Source organism: Hydrogenophaga sp. L76 (assembly GCF_057654755.1).
Map to the genome: position 1 here is coordinate 3,230,190 of NZ_CM172807.1, position 13,285 is coordinate 3,243,474.

11 protein-coding genes are annotated in these 13,285 nt (G+C 68.3%); 9 read left to right on the top strand and 2 right to left on the bottom strand.

Annotated elements, in window-relative coordinates:
* The first annotated feature begins 54 nt into the window (after positions 1 to 54).
* The 5 genes from glcE to AC23D4_RS15630 all read left to right on the top strand — a co-directional run bounded on the left by glcE (position 55) and on the right by AC23D4_RS15630 (position 4,212).
* Positions 55 to 1,176, top strand: a complete 1,122-nt coding sequence (glcE, locus tag AC23D4_RS15610) for a glycolate oxidase subunit GlcE (RefSeq protein WP_472888286.1) — start codon at positions 55 to 57, stop codon at positions 1,174 to 1,176.
* A gap of 98 nt (positions 1,177 to 1,274) precedes the next feature.
* On the top strand, positions 1,275 to 2,504 hold the full coding sequence (gene glcF, locus AC23D4_RS15615) for a glycolate oxidase subunit GlcF (protein WP_472888285.1): 1,230 nt from the start codon (positions 1,275 to 1,277) through the stop codon (positions 2,502 to 2,504).
* 166 nt (positions 2,505 to 2,670) lie between these two features.
* A complete protein-coding gene (locus AC23D4_RS15620; RefSeq protein WP_472888284.1) occupies positions 2,671 to 3,084 on the top strand; it encodes a DUF3597 domain-containing protein in 414 nt (137 codons plus the stop codon).
* Positions 3,085 to 3,091: 7 nt separating this feature from the next.
* A complete protein-coding gene (locus tag AC23D4_RS15625) occupies positions 3,092 to 3,457 on the top strand; it encodes a CidA/LrgA family protein (protein ID WP_472888283.1) in 366 nt (121 codons plus the stop codon).
* Positions 3,454 to 4,212 carry an LrgB family protein gene (locus AC23D4_RS15630; protein ID WP_472888282.1) on the top strand — a complete coding sequence of 253 codons (759 nt, stop codon included), beginning with the start codon at positions 3,454 to 3,456 and terminating at the stop codon, positions 4,210 to 4,212. The genes AC23D4_RS15625 and AC23D4_RS15630 overlap by 4 nt, the downstream gene beginning before the upstream one ends.
* Before the next feature lie 17 nt (positions 4,213 to 4,229).
* Here AC23D4_RS15630 and AC23D4_RS15635 read toward each other — a convergent pair whose 3' ends face one another.
* A complete protein-coding gene (locus AC23D4_RS15635) occupies positions 4,230 to 4,712 on the bottom strand; it encodes a glutathione peroxidase (protein ID WP_472888281.1) in 483 nt (160 codons plus the stop codon).
* Between the two features lie 171 nt (positions 4,713 to 4,883).
* Here AC23D4_RS15635 and AC23D4_RS15640 point away from each other — a divergent pair, with 171 nt between their 5' ends.
* Positions 4,884 to 5,999, top strand: a complete 1,116-nt coding sequence (locus AC23D4_RS15640; protein ID WP_472888280.1) for a PleD family two-component system response regulator — start codon at positions 4,884 to 4,886, stop codon at positions 5,997 to 5,999.
* 25 nt (positions 6,000 to 6,024) lie between these two features.
* Here AC23D4_RS15640 and lplT read toward each other — a convergent pair whose 3' ends face one another.
* On the bottom strand, positions 6,025 to 7,308 hold the full coding sequence (lplT, locus tag AC23D4_RS15645) for a lysophospholipid transporter LplT (protein WP_472888279.1): 1,284 nt from the start codon (positions 7,306 to 7,308) through the stop codon (positions 6,025 to 6,027).
* A 227-nt stretch (positions 7,309 to 7,535) separates the two neighbouring features.
* Between lplT and alr the strand changes: the two genes are divergently transcribed.
* The 3 genes from alr (at position 7,536) to AC23D4_RS15660 (ending at position 13,272) form a co-directional block, all read left to right on the top strand.
* Complete coding sequence (alr, locus tag AC23D4_RS15650) at positions 7,536 to 8,666, top strand: alanine racemase (protein WP_472888278.1); 1,131 nt, start codon at positions 7,536 to 7,538, stop codon at positions 8,664 to 8,666.
* 124 nt (positions 8,667 to 8,790) lie between these two features.
* Entirely contained in the window at positions 8,791 to 9,978 is a 1,188-nt protein-coding gene (locus AC23D4_RS15655) for an efflux RND transporter periplasmic adaptor subunit (RefSeq protein ID WP_472888277.1), read from the top strand.
* A 9-nt stretch (positions 9,979 to 9,987) separates the two neighbouring features.
* The gene (locus tag AC23D4_RS15660) at positions 9,988 to 13,272 is read left to right on the top strand and encodes an efflux RND transporter permease subunit (RefSeq protein WP_472888276.1); all 3,285 of its coding nucleotides are present in this window, start codon (positions 9,988 to 9,990) and stop codon (positions 13,270 to 13,272) included.
* Positions 13,273 to 13,285: the final 13 nt, after the last annotated feature.

The window sequence follows — 13,285 nt, forward strand, 5'->3', positions numbered from 1 at the left end:
GCCGCGTGCAAAAAATTCAAAACCCGCATCGGTGTGGCCGCTACGATGGCGGCCATGAGTTACAGCCCCACCGAATCCCCCCGCCAGTTGATCGACCAGGTGCGCGCCGCTGCGTCTGCGCGCCGGTCCCTGCGCATCATCGGTGGCGACACCAAGGCCTTTTACGGTCAGCCCGTCGCGGGTGAGACCCTGTCCACCACCGGGTGGGCCGGTATCGTGAGCCACGAGCCGAGCGAGCTGGTGGTGACGGTGCGGGCCGGCACGCCGCTGATCGAGCTGGAAGCGGCGCTCGCCGAACAGGGCCAGTGCCTGCCGTTTGAACCTCCGCGCTTTGGCTCCGCGTCCACCATCGGTGGCGCGGTCGCCGCCGGGCTGGCCGGCCCGGCGCGCGCCAGCGCCGGCGGTGTGCGCGACTACGTGCTCGGCGTGCAGTTCATCGACGGCCGGGGCGAGTGGCTCACCTTCGGTGGCCAGGTGATGAAAAACGTGGCGGGTTACGACGTCAGCCGTGTTCTGGCCGGCTCGATGGGCACGCTGGGCATCCTCACCGACATCTCGCTCAAGGTGCTGCCGGTGGCGCCGGCCGAAGCCACGCTCGTGTTCTCTTTGGGGCAGAACGATGCGCTGGAACAGCTGCACCGCTGGGGCGGCCAGCCGCTGCCGTTGAACGCCAGCTGCTGGGTAAAAGATCAGACCCAGGCCGACGCGCCCGAGCTGCTGTTCCTGCGCCTGCGCGGCGCGGTGGCGGCGGTGGAAGCTGCCTGCGAGCGGCTGGCGCGCGAAGCGGGCGGCAACCGCATGGACAACGCCGAGACAGGCCCCGACTGGGCCGCCTGCCGGGACCAGACCTTGCCGTTCTTCAACGCCCCCGCGCCCGATCTTTGCCTGTGGCGCCTCTCCGTGCCGCAGACCGCACCCGTCCTTGCCTTGCCGTATGCGCAATTGATCGAATGGCATGGCGCGCAGCGCTGGCTGTGGGCACCGGCGTCGGCCGCTGCTGAAATCCGCAACGCCGCCGCGGCGGTGAACGGCCACGCCACGCTGTTCCGTGCCGGAGCCGACGGAGCGCCCGGTGTGCCTCGCTTCGACCGCCAGACAGCCGTCATCGACACCATCACGCAACGCCTGCGCGCCGAGTTCGACCCGGCAGGCCTCTTCAACCCCGGCAGAACATGAGCCCCCTCGCTCCGCCGCCGAGCGGGTCGCTGCCCCCCAAGGGGGTGCAAACCCGGCTTGGGGCGGCCCGGCGCCCAGTTTCAAAGGGCTGATCTCACATGCAAACCAACCTCTCCCCCGAATACCAGGCGCGCGCCGATGGTCGCGCCGCCGAGGCCATCCTGCGCAAGTGCGTGCACTGCGGTTTCTGCACCGCCACCTGCCCGACCTACCAGCTGCTGGGCGACGAGCTCGACGGTCCGCGGGGCCGCATCTATTTGATGAAGCAGGTGCTCGAAGGCGCCGAGCCGACGCGCAAGACCCAGCTGCACCTGGACCGCTGCCTCACCTGCCGCAACTGCGAAAGCACCTGCCCCAGCGGCGTGGACTACGGCCACCTGATCGACATAGGCCGCAAGATCGTGGACGAAAAAGTGCCGCGCCCGGCGGGCGAAAAAGCGGTGCGCTGGCTGCTCAAGGAAGGTCTGCCTTCGCCGCTGTTCGGCCCGGCCATGAAGATGGGGCAACTGGTGCGCGGGCTGCTGCCGGCTTCGCTGAAGAACAAGGTGCCCGCCAAGCAGGACGCCGGGCGCTGGCCGACGCAGACCCATGCGCGCAAGGTGCTGATGCTCGCGGGTTGCGTGCAGCCGGCGATGATGCCCAACATCAACTCGGCGACCGCGCGCGTGCTCGACGCGGCCGGCATCCAGACCGTGATCGCGCCCAAGGCGGGCTGCTGCGGCGCGGTGAAGTTCCACCTGAACGACCAGGACGGCGGCATGGCACAGATGCGCGCCAACATCGACGCCTGGTGGCCGCACGTCGAGGCCGGTGTCGAGGCCATCGTGATGAACGCCTCGGGCTGCGGCGTGACGGTGAAGGAATATGGCCACATCCTGCAGTACGACGCGACCTACGCGGCCAAGGCCGCGCGCATCAGCGAGCTGACCCAGGACCTGAGCGAGCTGCTGCCTGTGCTGGTGCCGGTGTTGAAGCCCAAGCTGGCGAAGCAACCCGACGCGAAGAAGGTGATCGGCTTTCACCCGCCCTGCACCTTGCAGCACGGTCAGCAACTGAAGGGCGGTGTGGAGCAGCACCTGTCGGCGATGGGTTTCACGGTGATGGTGGCGAAGAACGAGGCGCACCTGTGTTGCGGCTCGGCGGGCACGTATTCGGTGCTCAACCCCACGCTGTCGTACCAGCTGCGCGACCGCAAGCTCGGCCACCTGAGCGAACTGCGGCCCGACGTGATCACCAGCGCCAACATCGGCTGCATCACGCACCTGCAGAGCGGCACGGCCACGCCGGTGCGGCACTGGGTCGAGCTGCTGGATGAGGCGCTGGCCTGACACCGGCGGGCATTTCCGCACAGGCACCGGCCTGTCCCCCGCACCCCGCTGCCAGGGCGATACAAATAAGTAACGCCTCTGTCGCCATACAGCGATAAGCTGGGGCTGCGGTGCCATCAGCGTCTGGCGCCGTGCTTTGTGTTCACGACGCCATTGGAGATTTGACATGGGTTTCTTCAGCAACATCCTGGAAAAGTTGGGTATGAAAGAGGCCGCTGCTGCGCCCGTCATCACACCGCCCCCTGCGGCTGCGCCGGCTCCCGCCGCAGCACCCGCTCCGGTCGCCGCGGCTCCGGCCGAGCCCGTGGTCAATTCCATCACCATGGTGGACGTGGTTGCCCTGCTGACGGAGAAGGCCGCCAACCACCCGGAGAAGCTCAACTGGAAGACCTCCATCGTCGATCTGCTCAAGCTGCTGGGCCTGGACAGCAGCCTGGCCGCGCGCAAGGAGCTGGCCAAGGAGCTGTACTGCCCCGACGACAAGATGGCCGATTCCGCCCAGATGAACATGTGGCTGCACAAAAATGTGCTGGGCCATATCGCGGCCAACGGCGGCAACATCCCGAAAGAGCTGCTCTGAGAGGCTGATGATCCCCGCGCTCGCCACCCTGCTCGTGTTCCAGCTCATCGGCGAGGCGCTGGTGCGCGCGCTGGCGGCGCCGGTGCCGGGCCCGGTGGTGGGCATGGCGCTGCTGTTGCTCGCGCTGGTGCTGCGACCCTCGCTGCTCGGCGCCATCCAGCCCACGGCGCAGACCCTGCTGCAACACCTCTCGCTGCTCTTCGTGCCCGCGGGTGTCGGTGTGATGCTGCACCTGCAGCGCCTGGGCGACGAGGCGCTGGCCATCGGCGTGGCGCTGGTGCTCAGCACGCTGGTGGGCCTGGCCAGCGCGGCGCTCACCATGGCGTGGTTGATGAAGCGCGTGTCGCCACCCTCTGATCACGACACGGCATGAACGAAGGTCTGCCACTCGCTGGTGTGGCCGTCGGCCGCCTGGCCGATGTCTGGGTCTATCTCTCCGCTTCGCCGCTGCTGGGGCTGACGGTCACGCTGCTGGTCTACCACGGCGCTTTCGTGGCCTACCGCAAAAGCGGCTTCCATCCGCTGGCCAACCCGGTCGCCCTGTCGGTCATCGTGCTCGGCGCGCTGCTCTGGGCCACGGGCACGCCCTACGCCACCTACTTCGAAGGCGCGCAGTTCGTGCACTTCCTGCTCGGTCCGGCCACCGTGGCGCTGGCTGTGCCGCTGTTCCAGCAGCTCGCGCGCGTGAAGCGCCTGTGGCTGCCCATGGCGGGCGCGCTGGTGGTGGGCACGCTGGCCGCCACGGTCACCGCCATCGGCGTGGGCTGGGCGCTCGGCGCATCCAAGGCCACCATCGCCTCGCTCGCGCCCAAGTCGGTCACGGCGCCCGTGGCCATGGGCATTGCCGAAAAGATCGGCGGCCTGCCCACGCTCACCGCCGTGCTCGTGGTGTGCACCGGCATCCTCGGTGCGGCCAGTGCGCGCTATGTGCTGGACGCGCTGCGCATCCAGGACCCCACGGTGCGCGGCTTCGCGCTCGGCACCGCGGCGCACGGCATCGGCACCGCGCGGGCGTTTCTGGTGAGCGAAGAGATGGGCGCCTTCGCCGGCTTGGCCATGGGGCTCACGGCGCTGTTCAGCGCGGTGGCCTTGCCGCTGGTGGCGGGCTGGCTGCTGAACTGGATATAGGCTCCCCCACTCGGGGTCTATCCCAACGCGGCTTCAATGTCTTTCGCCAGCTTCTCGGGTGCGTCCTGCGGCGCGTAACGCTTGATCACCGTCCCGTCCTTGCCCACCAGGAACTTGGTGAAGTTCCATTTGATGGCCTTGCTGCCCAGCAGACCGGGGGCCTCGGCGCTGAGCCACTGGTAGAGCGGGTGGGCCTCGGGGCCGTTGACGTCGATCTTGCTCATCATGGGGAAGCTGACGCCGAAGTTGCGCTGGCAAAAGGTGGCGATGTCTTCATTGCTGCCGGGGTCCTGGCTGCCAAACTGGTTGCACGGGAAGCCCAGCACCACCAGGCCACGCGCGCCGTAGGTCTGGTGCAGCTGCTCCAGGCCACCGAACTGCGGCGTGAAACCGCAGGCGCTGGCGGTGTTGACAATGAGCATCGGACGGCCGCGAAACTGCTCAAGGGCGACCGGCTTTCCGTCGATGGACTGGGCTTCGAAGTCGTAGATGGTGGGCATGGAGGCTCCTGTAAACCAGGGCTCACTATGGCAGATCGAGGTGGTCTTGTGCACGGGAGGGGAACGGGATCGCGGCGATGAACCATTCGTGTGCCGGCTTGCCCGGGGGCGCACCGAAGCGGGCATACTCTTCAGGCGGGTAGTTACTTTGTCTTCAGTGGAGACGTTTGAATGGCAGTTGCGTATACGGTGGCCCTGGTGGGTTTCGCACAGAACGAGTCGGCGACCTTCGAGTCGTTTTTCCAGCTGGCCGCCCGCCGGCCACCCGCTTACACCGTGCAGGACGAGGTGATGGATGCCCAGATCCTGATCGTCAACGCCGACAACACCCAGGCCCTTCACCTCGTGTGCGATGCGGAATTGCCGGGCAAGGTGCTGCTGGTGGGACACAACGACGGGGACACTGGCTGGCCCCTGCAGCGCAAACCCGTCAGGCTGGTGTCGGTGCTGGCGGCGATGGATGAGCTGGTGGGTCTGAGGCGGCCGGCCGCGGCTCGCGCCAACGCCACAACTCCGGTGTCACCCCGTCAGGGCGCCGATCGCGGTTTCGCAGCCACCGAGCCGGCGGACAGCCGCAAAGTCCCGTTGGTGCCCGCTGCCCGGCTTCGGCCGCCCTCGTTCGAAACGGAGTTCCCGGCCACGCAGCGCATGGAACGCAGCCGTGAGGCGCCCGTTCCCCAGACCCCCACCTCCGCGACGCCTGCTCGCCCGGCGATCGAGGCGCGCCCTTCCCGCATGCCTCGGCCCGGCGTGATGGGGTTGACCGACTTTGGGGGCCTGGATGTGTTGCCAACGCCCGCTGCCGGCGCCCGCTCGACGTCCTCGCGCTCCACACGCGCAGCGGCCGAACACACCCGGTCGCCCGTGCCCGAGGTCAGGCGGGGTGACGTGCTGCTGGTGGCTGAAAGCCTGGTCGAAGGCCGCATCCTCCACAAGCGCCTCAAACGCTACAACCTGTCCATTGACTGGTCGCGCGAGGCTGCTCAGTCCCTGGCCATGCTCAAGGCCCACCCCTACCGGCTGGTGATCATTGACCGGCTCAATGGGGAGCCCGACGCTTATCAGATCTGTCGCAGCGCCAAGCAGCGCAGGCTGCCCAACGGGCAGAGTCCGGTGGTGGTGATGTTTGCGCCCAGTGCGGGCACCATGGACCGCCTGAAAGCCGGTCTGGCCGGCAGCGACGCCTACCTCTCCCGCTCGGTGGGGGAGGGTGAGCTCTACAAGGTGCTGGCTCAGCACCGCCTGGTCAACCTGGACGGCTTTGAGCAGACCAATATCAGTTACTGAACCCCGCGCCGCGCCTGAGGGCGCGTCACCCATGGAGATCGTCGCGGCGGGCGATCTCCATCAGGCGTTCGAGTTCGTGCGGGTGCGTGCGCTGGTTGTGCTGGTGCCACTTCATGATCAGCCACATGAAACCCGCGACCACAAGACCAAACGCGGTGATGGCGGCGAAGGCCGACAGGCCGGCCGCAGTGGAGAAGCTGTAGAGCGCGCCCAGACCGAGGATGCAGGCCTGTTCGTTGAAGTTCTGCACGGCGATGGAACGGCCCGCCCCCATCAGGTTGTGGCCCCGGTGCTGCAGCAGGGCGTTCATCGGCACCACCAGGAACCCCCCCAGGCCACCGAGCAGCACCAGAAAGGGTGCCGCGACCCAGACGTTGTCGATGAAGTTCATCAGGATCACCAGCACGCCCATGGCGATGCCCAGCGGCATCACGCGGGTGGCCTGGTCCAGCCGCATGCGCATCGAGGCCACCACCGCGCCCACGGCGGTGCCCAGCGCCACCACGCCCACCAGCGACGAGGCCTGCGTGGTGCTGTAGCCCAGCGCCGCGCCGGCCCAGGCCAGCACGATGTAGCGCAGGTTGCCCGAGACGCCCCAGAACAGCGTGGTGGTCGAGAGCGAGATCTGGCCCAGGTGGTCGCGCCAGAGCCGGCTGTTGCAGCGCCAGAAGTCGGGCAGCAGGGCCAGCGGGTTCTTGGGCATGTGGCGGGGTGTCACGCCGGTCAGCGGGATGCGGGTGTTGAACCAGGCCGCGATGGCATAGATGAACACCAGCGCGCCGATCGCCGCTTCGGCCGGGTGCGTGATGCCGGTGTGCAGCAGCGGCAGATCAATCGCCAGCAGGCGGTCAGCAATCCAGGGCGCCACCAGCTGTCCGCCCAGCAGCACGCCCAGGATGATGGAAGCGATGGTCAGACCCTCGATCCAGCCGTTGGCCTTGACCAGTTGCGAAGGTGGCAACAGTTCGGTGAGGATGCCGTATTTGGCGGGTGAATAGGCTGCGGCACCCAGGCCGACCAACGTGTAGGCCAGCAGTGGGTGCACACCTGCCAGCATCAGCAGACAGCCCGCCACCTTGATGGCGTTGCTGATGAACATCACCTGGCCTTTGGGTTTTGCGTCGGCGAACGCGCCCACAAAAGGCGCCAGCACCACGTAAAACAGGGCAAACAGCGGCACCAGTGCCGCACTCTGCCATTCGGGTGCGCCGCGTGTGCGCAGCAACTCGATGGCGGCCACAAACAGCGCGTTGTCAGCCAGAGAGCTGAAAAACTGCGCCGTCATGATGGTGTAGATGCCGCGCTTCATGGAGGTGATTTTGTGTGCCGGGCCTTGGGTGCGCCTGGTCCTGTGCGGCTGTTTCGTGCGAAAGTCTTGCGACCGGTCTCCAGTGTCGGCGGTTATAGCACGCCATTTGTGACAGTATGTAATACAAAAGCGTGTGAATGACCCATTCTCGCTGTCTGCGCCCGCGCAGTGTCCGGCCCAGGCCAGCATCATTTGGCCAACCCAACTCAACCCCTGACTGTCTGCCCATGCCCCGCCCGATCCTCGCCACCGTTCACCCCGAAGCCTTGCGCCACAACCTGAACCAGGCCCGCGTGCGTGCGCCCGATGCCCGGGTCTGGGCGGTGGTCAAGGCCAATGCCTATGGCCACGGCATCGAGCGCTGCTTTGACGCGCTGCGTTCGGCCGACGGCTTTGCCCTGCTCGATCTGGCCGAGGCCGAACGCCTGCGCGCGCTGGACTGGCGCGGCCCCATCCTGCTGCTCGAAGGCGTGTTCGAACCGCGCGATCTGGAACTGTGCTCGCGCCTGCACCTGTGGCACGCGGTGCACTGTATCGAACAGATCGACTGGCTCGCAGCCCACAAGACGCAGGTGCCGCACCGCGTGTTCCTCAAGCTCAACAGCGGCATGAACCGCCTCGGCTTCACCCCCACCGCCTTCCGCGCCGCCTGGGCGCGCCTGAACGCGCTGCCGCAGGTGGAAGAGATCTCGCTCATGACGCACTTCAGCGACGCCGACGGTCCGCGCGGCATTGCCCACCAGGTGGCCGCGTTCGAGCAGGCCACCGCCGACCTGCCGGGTGAGCGCACCCTGTGCAACAGCGCGGCCCTGCTGCGCCATGCCAGCACCCCGCTGCGTGGCGACGGTGTGACGACGCTGGCCGGCGACTGGGTTCGCGAAGGCATCGCCCTGTACGGCTGCGCGCCCGACTACCCGGAGCACACCGCCGCGGGCTGGGACCTGCAACCCACGATGACCCTCGCCAGCCGGCTCATCGGCACGCAGCAGCTGCAGCCGGGCGACACCGTGGGCTACGGCTCGGCGTTCACCGCCGAAGCCCCCATGCGGGTGGGCGTGGTGGCCTGCGGCTACGCCGACGGCTACCCGCGCCACGCGCCCACCGGCACGCCGGTGCTGGTGGCGGGCGTGCGCACCCGGGTGCTGGGCCGTGTCAGCATGGACATGCTCGCGGTGGACCTGTCACCGCTGGACGCGGCCGGCGTGCCTGCCGGGATCGGGGCCGAGGTGGTGCTGTGGGGCCGCTCGGCAACGGGCGCGGCGCTGCCGGTGGACGAGGTGGCCGCTGCGGCGGGCACGATCGCTTATGAGTTGTTGTGCGCGGTGGCGCCGCGGGTTCCGTTTTCGCCCCCGCTGTGATCGACACGGGCGGCTGAGGGGCCGGGCGGTCAAAGAAAAGGCGCAACATCCTGTTTTCTGGTTCGAGCAGATCTTGTACCCCAGGGGGTATGTGTGTATACTACGACCCGTATAGGAGAAAGCCATGCCCGCCCGTTTCACCCGACCCGTTTCAAAGCCCCTCAAAACCACCGCCCACGCGCTGGCGCAGTGGCAGCCTGCCCGGCGCCGACTCGTGATTGGCGCCCTGTCGCTCAGCCTGCTCGCTGGTGCGGCGGTGCTGATGGCGGGGTCGGTGAGGGCGGCTGATCAGGCAACGCCCGTCGCCGGGCCCCAGGTGCCGGTGATGACGCTGGGCGCGCAGGCTGTGGGCGCTGGCCTGGAGCTGGACGGCAGCCTGCAGGCCGTGCGCCAGAGCGTGCTTTCGGCCCAGGCTTCGGGCCGCATCGCCACGCTGTCGGTCAAGGCCGGCGATCGCGTCAAGGCCGGCCAGGTGCTGGCCGTGATCGACGATCGAGCCACCCAGGCGGGCGTGGCGCAGGCCCAGGCGGGTTTTGCCCAGGCCGATGCCAACCTCGCCAACGCCAAGGCACACTTCGAACGCACGCGCGAACTGCGTGCCCAGGGCTTTATGGCCCAGGCCGCGCTGGACACGGCGTCATCCCAGTACAAGGCGGCGCAGGCCGGTGCCGCGGCCGCCCGCGCCGGCCAGACGCAGGCGAGCGTGGCCCAGGGCTTCACGCGCCTGACCGCACCGTACGACGGCTGGGTGCTGCAGACGCACGCCGAAGCCGGCGGGCTGGCCATGCCCGGCACACCGGTGCTGACGGTCTACGCGCCGCAGCCGATCCGCGCCGTGGTGCATGTGCCGGCTTCGATGCAGACGCTGGCCCAGCAGGCGCAGCGCGTCGAGGTGCAGCTGCCGGGGACCAGCCAGTGGGTGGCGCCCGCGAGCAAGACCAGCCTGCCCGCAGCAGACCCGGTGTCGCAGACGGTTGAATGGCGGCTCGACCTGAGCGCGGCCGACGGCGCCAGCCAGGTGCCCGGACGCCAGGTGCGTGTGCGCTTTGTCGGCGGCACGGGGCAGCTCGACAACCAGCGCCTGGTGGTGCCCGAGTCGGCGCTGCTGCGCCGCGGCGAACTCACCGGCGTGTACGTGGTGGCCACCCGCGGCGAGGGCCAGCCCGCGGGCTTCGCGCTGCGCGCGGTGCGCACCGGTGCCTCGCACGGGGCGGCCGGCGTCGAGGTCCTGGCCGGTCTGAAAGCTGGCGACCGCGTGGCGCTGGACCCGGTGCGCGCGGGTTTGTCTGGCGCACAGCCAGTCGTGAAATAAGGGGCCAGCATGAGCCACCCCAACGATGCATCCCCACCCGAGAAGCTCGGCTTCTCGGGCTCCGTGGCGCGGGCTTTCCAGTCCAACGCCATTACGCCGCTGCTGGCGCTGGTCGCGCTGCTGCTCGGCCTGTTCGCCGTGCTGGTCACGCCGCGCGAGGAGGAGCCACAGATCAACGTGACGATGGCCAACGTGATCATCCCCTTCCCGGGCGCGTCCAGCGCCGACGTGGAGAAGATGGTCGCCGCTCCGGCCGAACACGTGCTCTCGCAGATCCAGGGCATCGAACACAGCTACTCGGTGGCGCGCCCCGGCGTCGCGGTGCTCACGGTGCAGTTCAAGGTGGGTGTGCCGCGCACCGAGGCGCTGGTGCGCCTGTACGACGTGCTCAACGCCAACCAGGACTGGCTGCCCCAGGGCCTGGGTGTGCTCACCCCCATCGTCAAGCCCAAGGGCATCGACGACGTGCCGGTGCTGGCGGCCACGCTGTGGACCAAAGACGCGCAGAGCGCGCTCGATCTGGAGCGGGTGGCGCACGCGGTCGAGACCGAACTCAAGCGCGTGCCCGGCACGCGCGAGGTGGTCACCATCGGCGGCCCCGGTCGTGCGGTGCATGTGTGGCTGGAGCCCGCCAGGCTGCGCGAGCGCGGCGTGAGCGTGCAGGCGTTGCAGGGCGCCATTGCTTCGGCCAACCAGGCCATGCCTTCGGGCTCGGTGATCAACCCCAGCCCCGCGGCGGGCGAGCCCGGCATGCTGTCGGTGGAAACCGGCGAGTTCCTGCAGAACGCCCAAGACGTGGGCGACATCGTGGTCGGTGTCTCGAACGGCCGCCCGATCTACCTGCGCGAGGTCGCGCGTGTGGAGGCCGGTGCCCAGCTGCCGCAGCGCTACGTGTGGTTCACGCCCGGCGCCGCCGATGCGGCCCACGCCGGACAACAAGGCCAGAACCACCCGGCCGTGACCATCACCGTGACCAAGAAGCCCGGTGAAAACGCGGTGGACGTGGCCGCTGGCGTGCGCGAGCGGCTGGACAACCTGAAGAACACCGTGATCCCGGACGACGTGGAAGTCGCCATCACGCGCGACTACGGCGAAACCGCCGCCGCCAAGGCCAACAAGCTGATCCAGAAGCTGATCTTCGCCACCGGCAGCGTGATCATCCTGGTGGGTCTGGCGCTGGGCCGGCGCGAGGCGGTGATTGTCGGCGCGGCCGTCATCCTCACGCTCACGGCCACGCTGTTCGCCAGCTGGGCCTGGGGCTTCACGCTCAACCGCGTCTCGCTGTTCGCGCTCATCTTCTCCATCGGTATCCTGGTCGATGACGCCATCGTGGTGGTGGAAAACATCCACCGCCACCGCATGCTCACGCCCGACGTGCCGCTGTCGGTGATCATCCCGCGCGCGGTCGACGAAGTGGGCGGCCCCACCATCCTCGCCACCTTCACCGTGATCGCCGCGCTGCTGCCCATGGCCTTCGTGAGCGGCCTGATGGGCCCGTACATGAGCCCGATCCCGATCAACGCCAGCATGGGCATGGCGATCTCGCTGGCCATCGCCTTCACCGTCACGCCCTGGCTCGCGCTCAAGCTGACGAAAACGGGCGAAGGCCACGCTGCCCACGGCCCGGGCAAGATCACGCGCACGCTGCAAAATTTCTTCACCCGCACGCTCACGCCGCTGCTGCAGAGCGCGAAGAAGCGCTGGCTGCTGGCCGCCGGCATCGGCGGGGCGCTGCTGCTTTCGGTGAGCCTGGCGCTGGTGCCCAACTCGTTCGTGGGTGTGGTGCTCAAGATGCTGCCGTTTGACAACAAGAGCGAGTACCAGGTGGTGGTGGACATGCCCGCCGGCACGCCGCTCGAAAACACCACCGCCGCGCTGCAGGACATGACGGCCTACCTCGCCGCGCAGCCCGAAGTGGCCAACGTGCAGGGTTACGCCGGCACCGCCAGCCCCATCACCTTCAACGGCCTGGTGCGCCAGTACTACCTGCGCGCCGAAGCCGAAGGCGGCGACCTGCAGGTGAACCTGATCGACGCGCACGACCGCAGCGAACAGAGCCACGCCATCGCGCAGCGCCACCGCCCCGCGCTGGAGCAGATCGCGGCCAGCCATGGCGCACGCGTCAAGGTGGTGGAAGTGCCGCCCGGCCCGCCGGTCATGTCGCCCATCGTCGCCGAGGTCTACGGCCCCGATCAGGAAGGCCGCGCCGAACTTGCCTTGCGGGTGGCCGAGGCCTACAAGGCCACACCCGACATCGTGGGCGTGGACACCTCGCTGAAGGAACACGCGCCGCGCGCCTTCCTGCGCATCCAGCGCCAGCGCGCCGAGTCGCTGGGCATTCCGGTGCAGGTGATCGCGCAGACCGTCTACGCCGCGCTGTCGGGCTCGGACGCCGCCTACCTGCACGACGGCCACGCCAAGTTCGCGGTGCCGGTGCGCCTGCAGCTGCCGCTGGACCAGCAGGTGGGTCTCGACGCACTGCTGGCCCTGCCCATGAAGGCGGCCAACGGCGCCATGGTGCCGCTGTCCGAGCTGGTGACGGTGGAGCGCGGCGTGATCGACCAGCCGCGCTACACCAAGGACATGCTGCCCGTGACCTACGTGTTTGGCGACATGGCCGGCTCGCTCGATTCACCGCTCTACGGCCTGTTCGGCATCCGTTCGTCGATGGACCAGGCCGCGCTGCCCAACACCGGCGAGCTGGGCGAGTACTGGATCAGCCAGCCGAAAGATCCGTACCGCCAGTACGCCGTGAAGTGGGACGGCGAGTGGCAGATCACCTTTGAGACCTTCCGCGACATGGGCGCTGCCTATGGCGTCGGCCTGATCCTGATCTACCTGCTGGTGGTGGCGCAGTTCAAGAGCTACCTCACGCCGCTGATCATCATGGCGCCGATCCCGCTCACCATCATCGGCGTGATGCCGGGCCACGCGCTGCTGAACGCGCAGTACACCGCCACCAGCATGATCGGCATGATCGCGCTGGCCGGCATCATCGTGCGCAACTCCATCCTGCTGGTGGACTTCATCGAGCTGGAAACGAAGCGCGGCGTGCCCTTTGCCGAAGCCGTGGTGCAGTCCGCCGCGGTGCGCGCGCAGCCGATCGCCCTGACCGGTCTGGCCGCGATGATGGGCGCCTTCTTCATCCTCGACGACCCGATCTTCAACGGCCTGGCCGTGTCGCTGATCTTCGGCATCGCGGTGTCGACCTTGCTCACGCTCGTCGTGATCCCCGTCTTGTATTACGCGGTGTACCGCCGAAAATACGAAGCGCTGGCGGCCGCTGCCACCTGATTTTTTCCAACCT

Coding starts and splice junctions, on each gene's coding strand:
- glcE (WP_472888286.1), top strand. CDS start 55: ATGAGTTACAGCCCCACCGAATCCCCCCGCCAGTTGATCGACCAGGTG.
- glcF (WP_472888285.1), top strand. CDS start 1,275: ATGCAAACCAACCTCTCCCCCGAATACCAGGCGCGCGCCGATGGTCGC.
- AC23D4_RS15620 (WP_472888284.1), top strand. CDS start 2,671: ATGGGTTTCTTCAGCAACATCCTGGAAAAGTTGGGTATGAAAGAGGCC.
- AC23D4_RS15625 (WP_472888283.1), top strand. CDS start 3,092: ATGATCCCCGCGCTCGCCACCCTGCTCGTGTTCCAGCTCATCGGCGAG.
- AC23D4_RS15630 (WP_472888282.1), top strand. CDS start 3,454: ATGAACGAAGGTCTGCCACTCGCTGGTGTGGCCGTCGGCCGCCTGGCC.
- AC23D4_RS15635 (WP_472888281.1), bottom strand. CDS start 4,712: ATGCCCACCATCTACGACTTCGAAGCCCAGTCCATCGACGGAAAGCCG.
- AC23D4_RS15640 (WP_472888280.1), top strand. CDS start 4,884: ATGGCAGTTGCGTATACGGTGGCCCTGGTGGGTTTCGCACAGAACGAG.
- lplT (WP_472888279.1), bottom strand. CDS start 7,308: ATGAAGCGCGGCATCTACACCATCATGACGGCGCAGTTTTTCAGCTCT.
- alr (WP_472888278.1), top strand. CDS start 7,536: ATGCCCCGCCCGATCCTCGCCACCGTTCACCCCGAAGCCTTGCGCCAC.
- AC23D4_RS15655 (WP_472888277.1), top strand. CDS start 8,791: ATGCCCGCCCGTTTCACCCGACCCGTTTCAAAGCCCCTCAAAACCACC.
- AC23D4_RS15660 (WP_472888276.1), top strand. CDS start 9,988: ATGAGCCACCCCAACGATGCATCCCCACCCGAGAAGCTCGGCTTCTCG.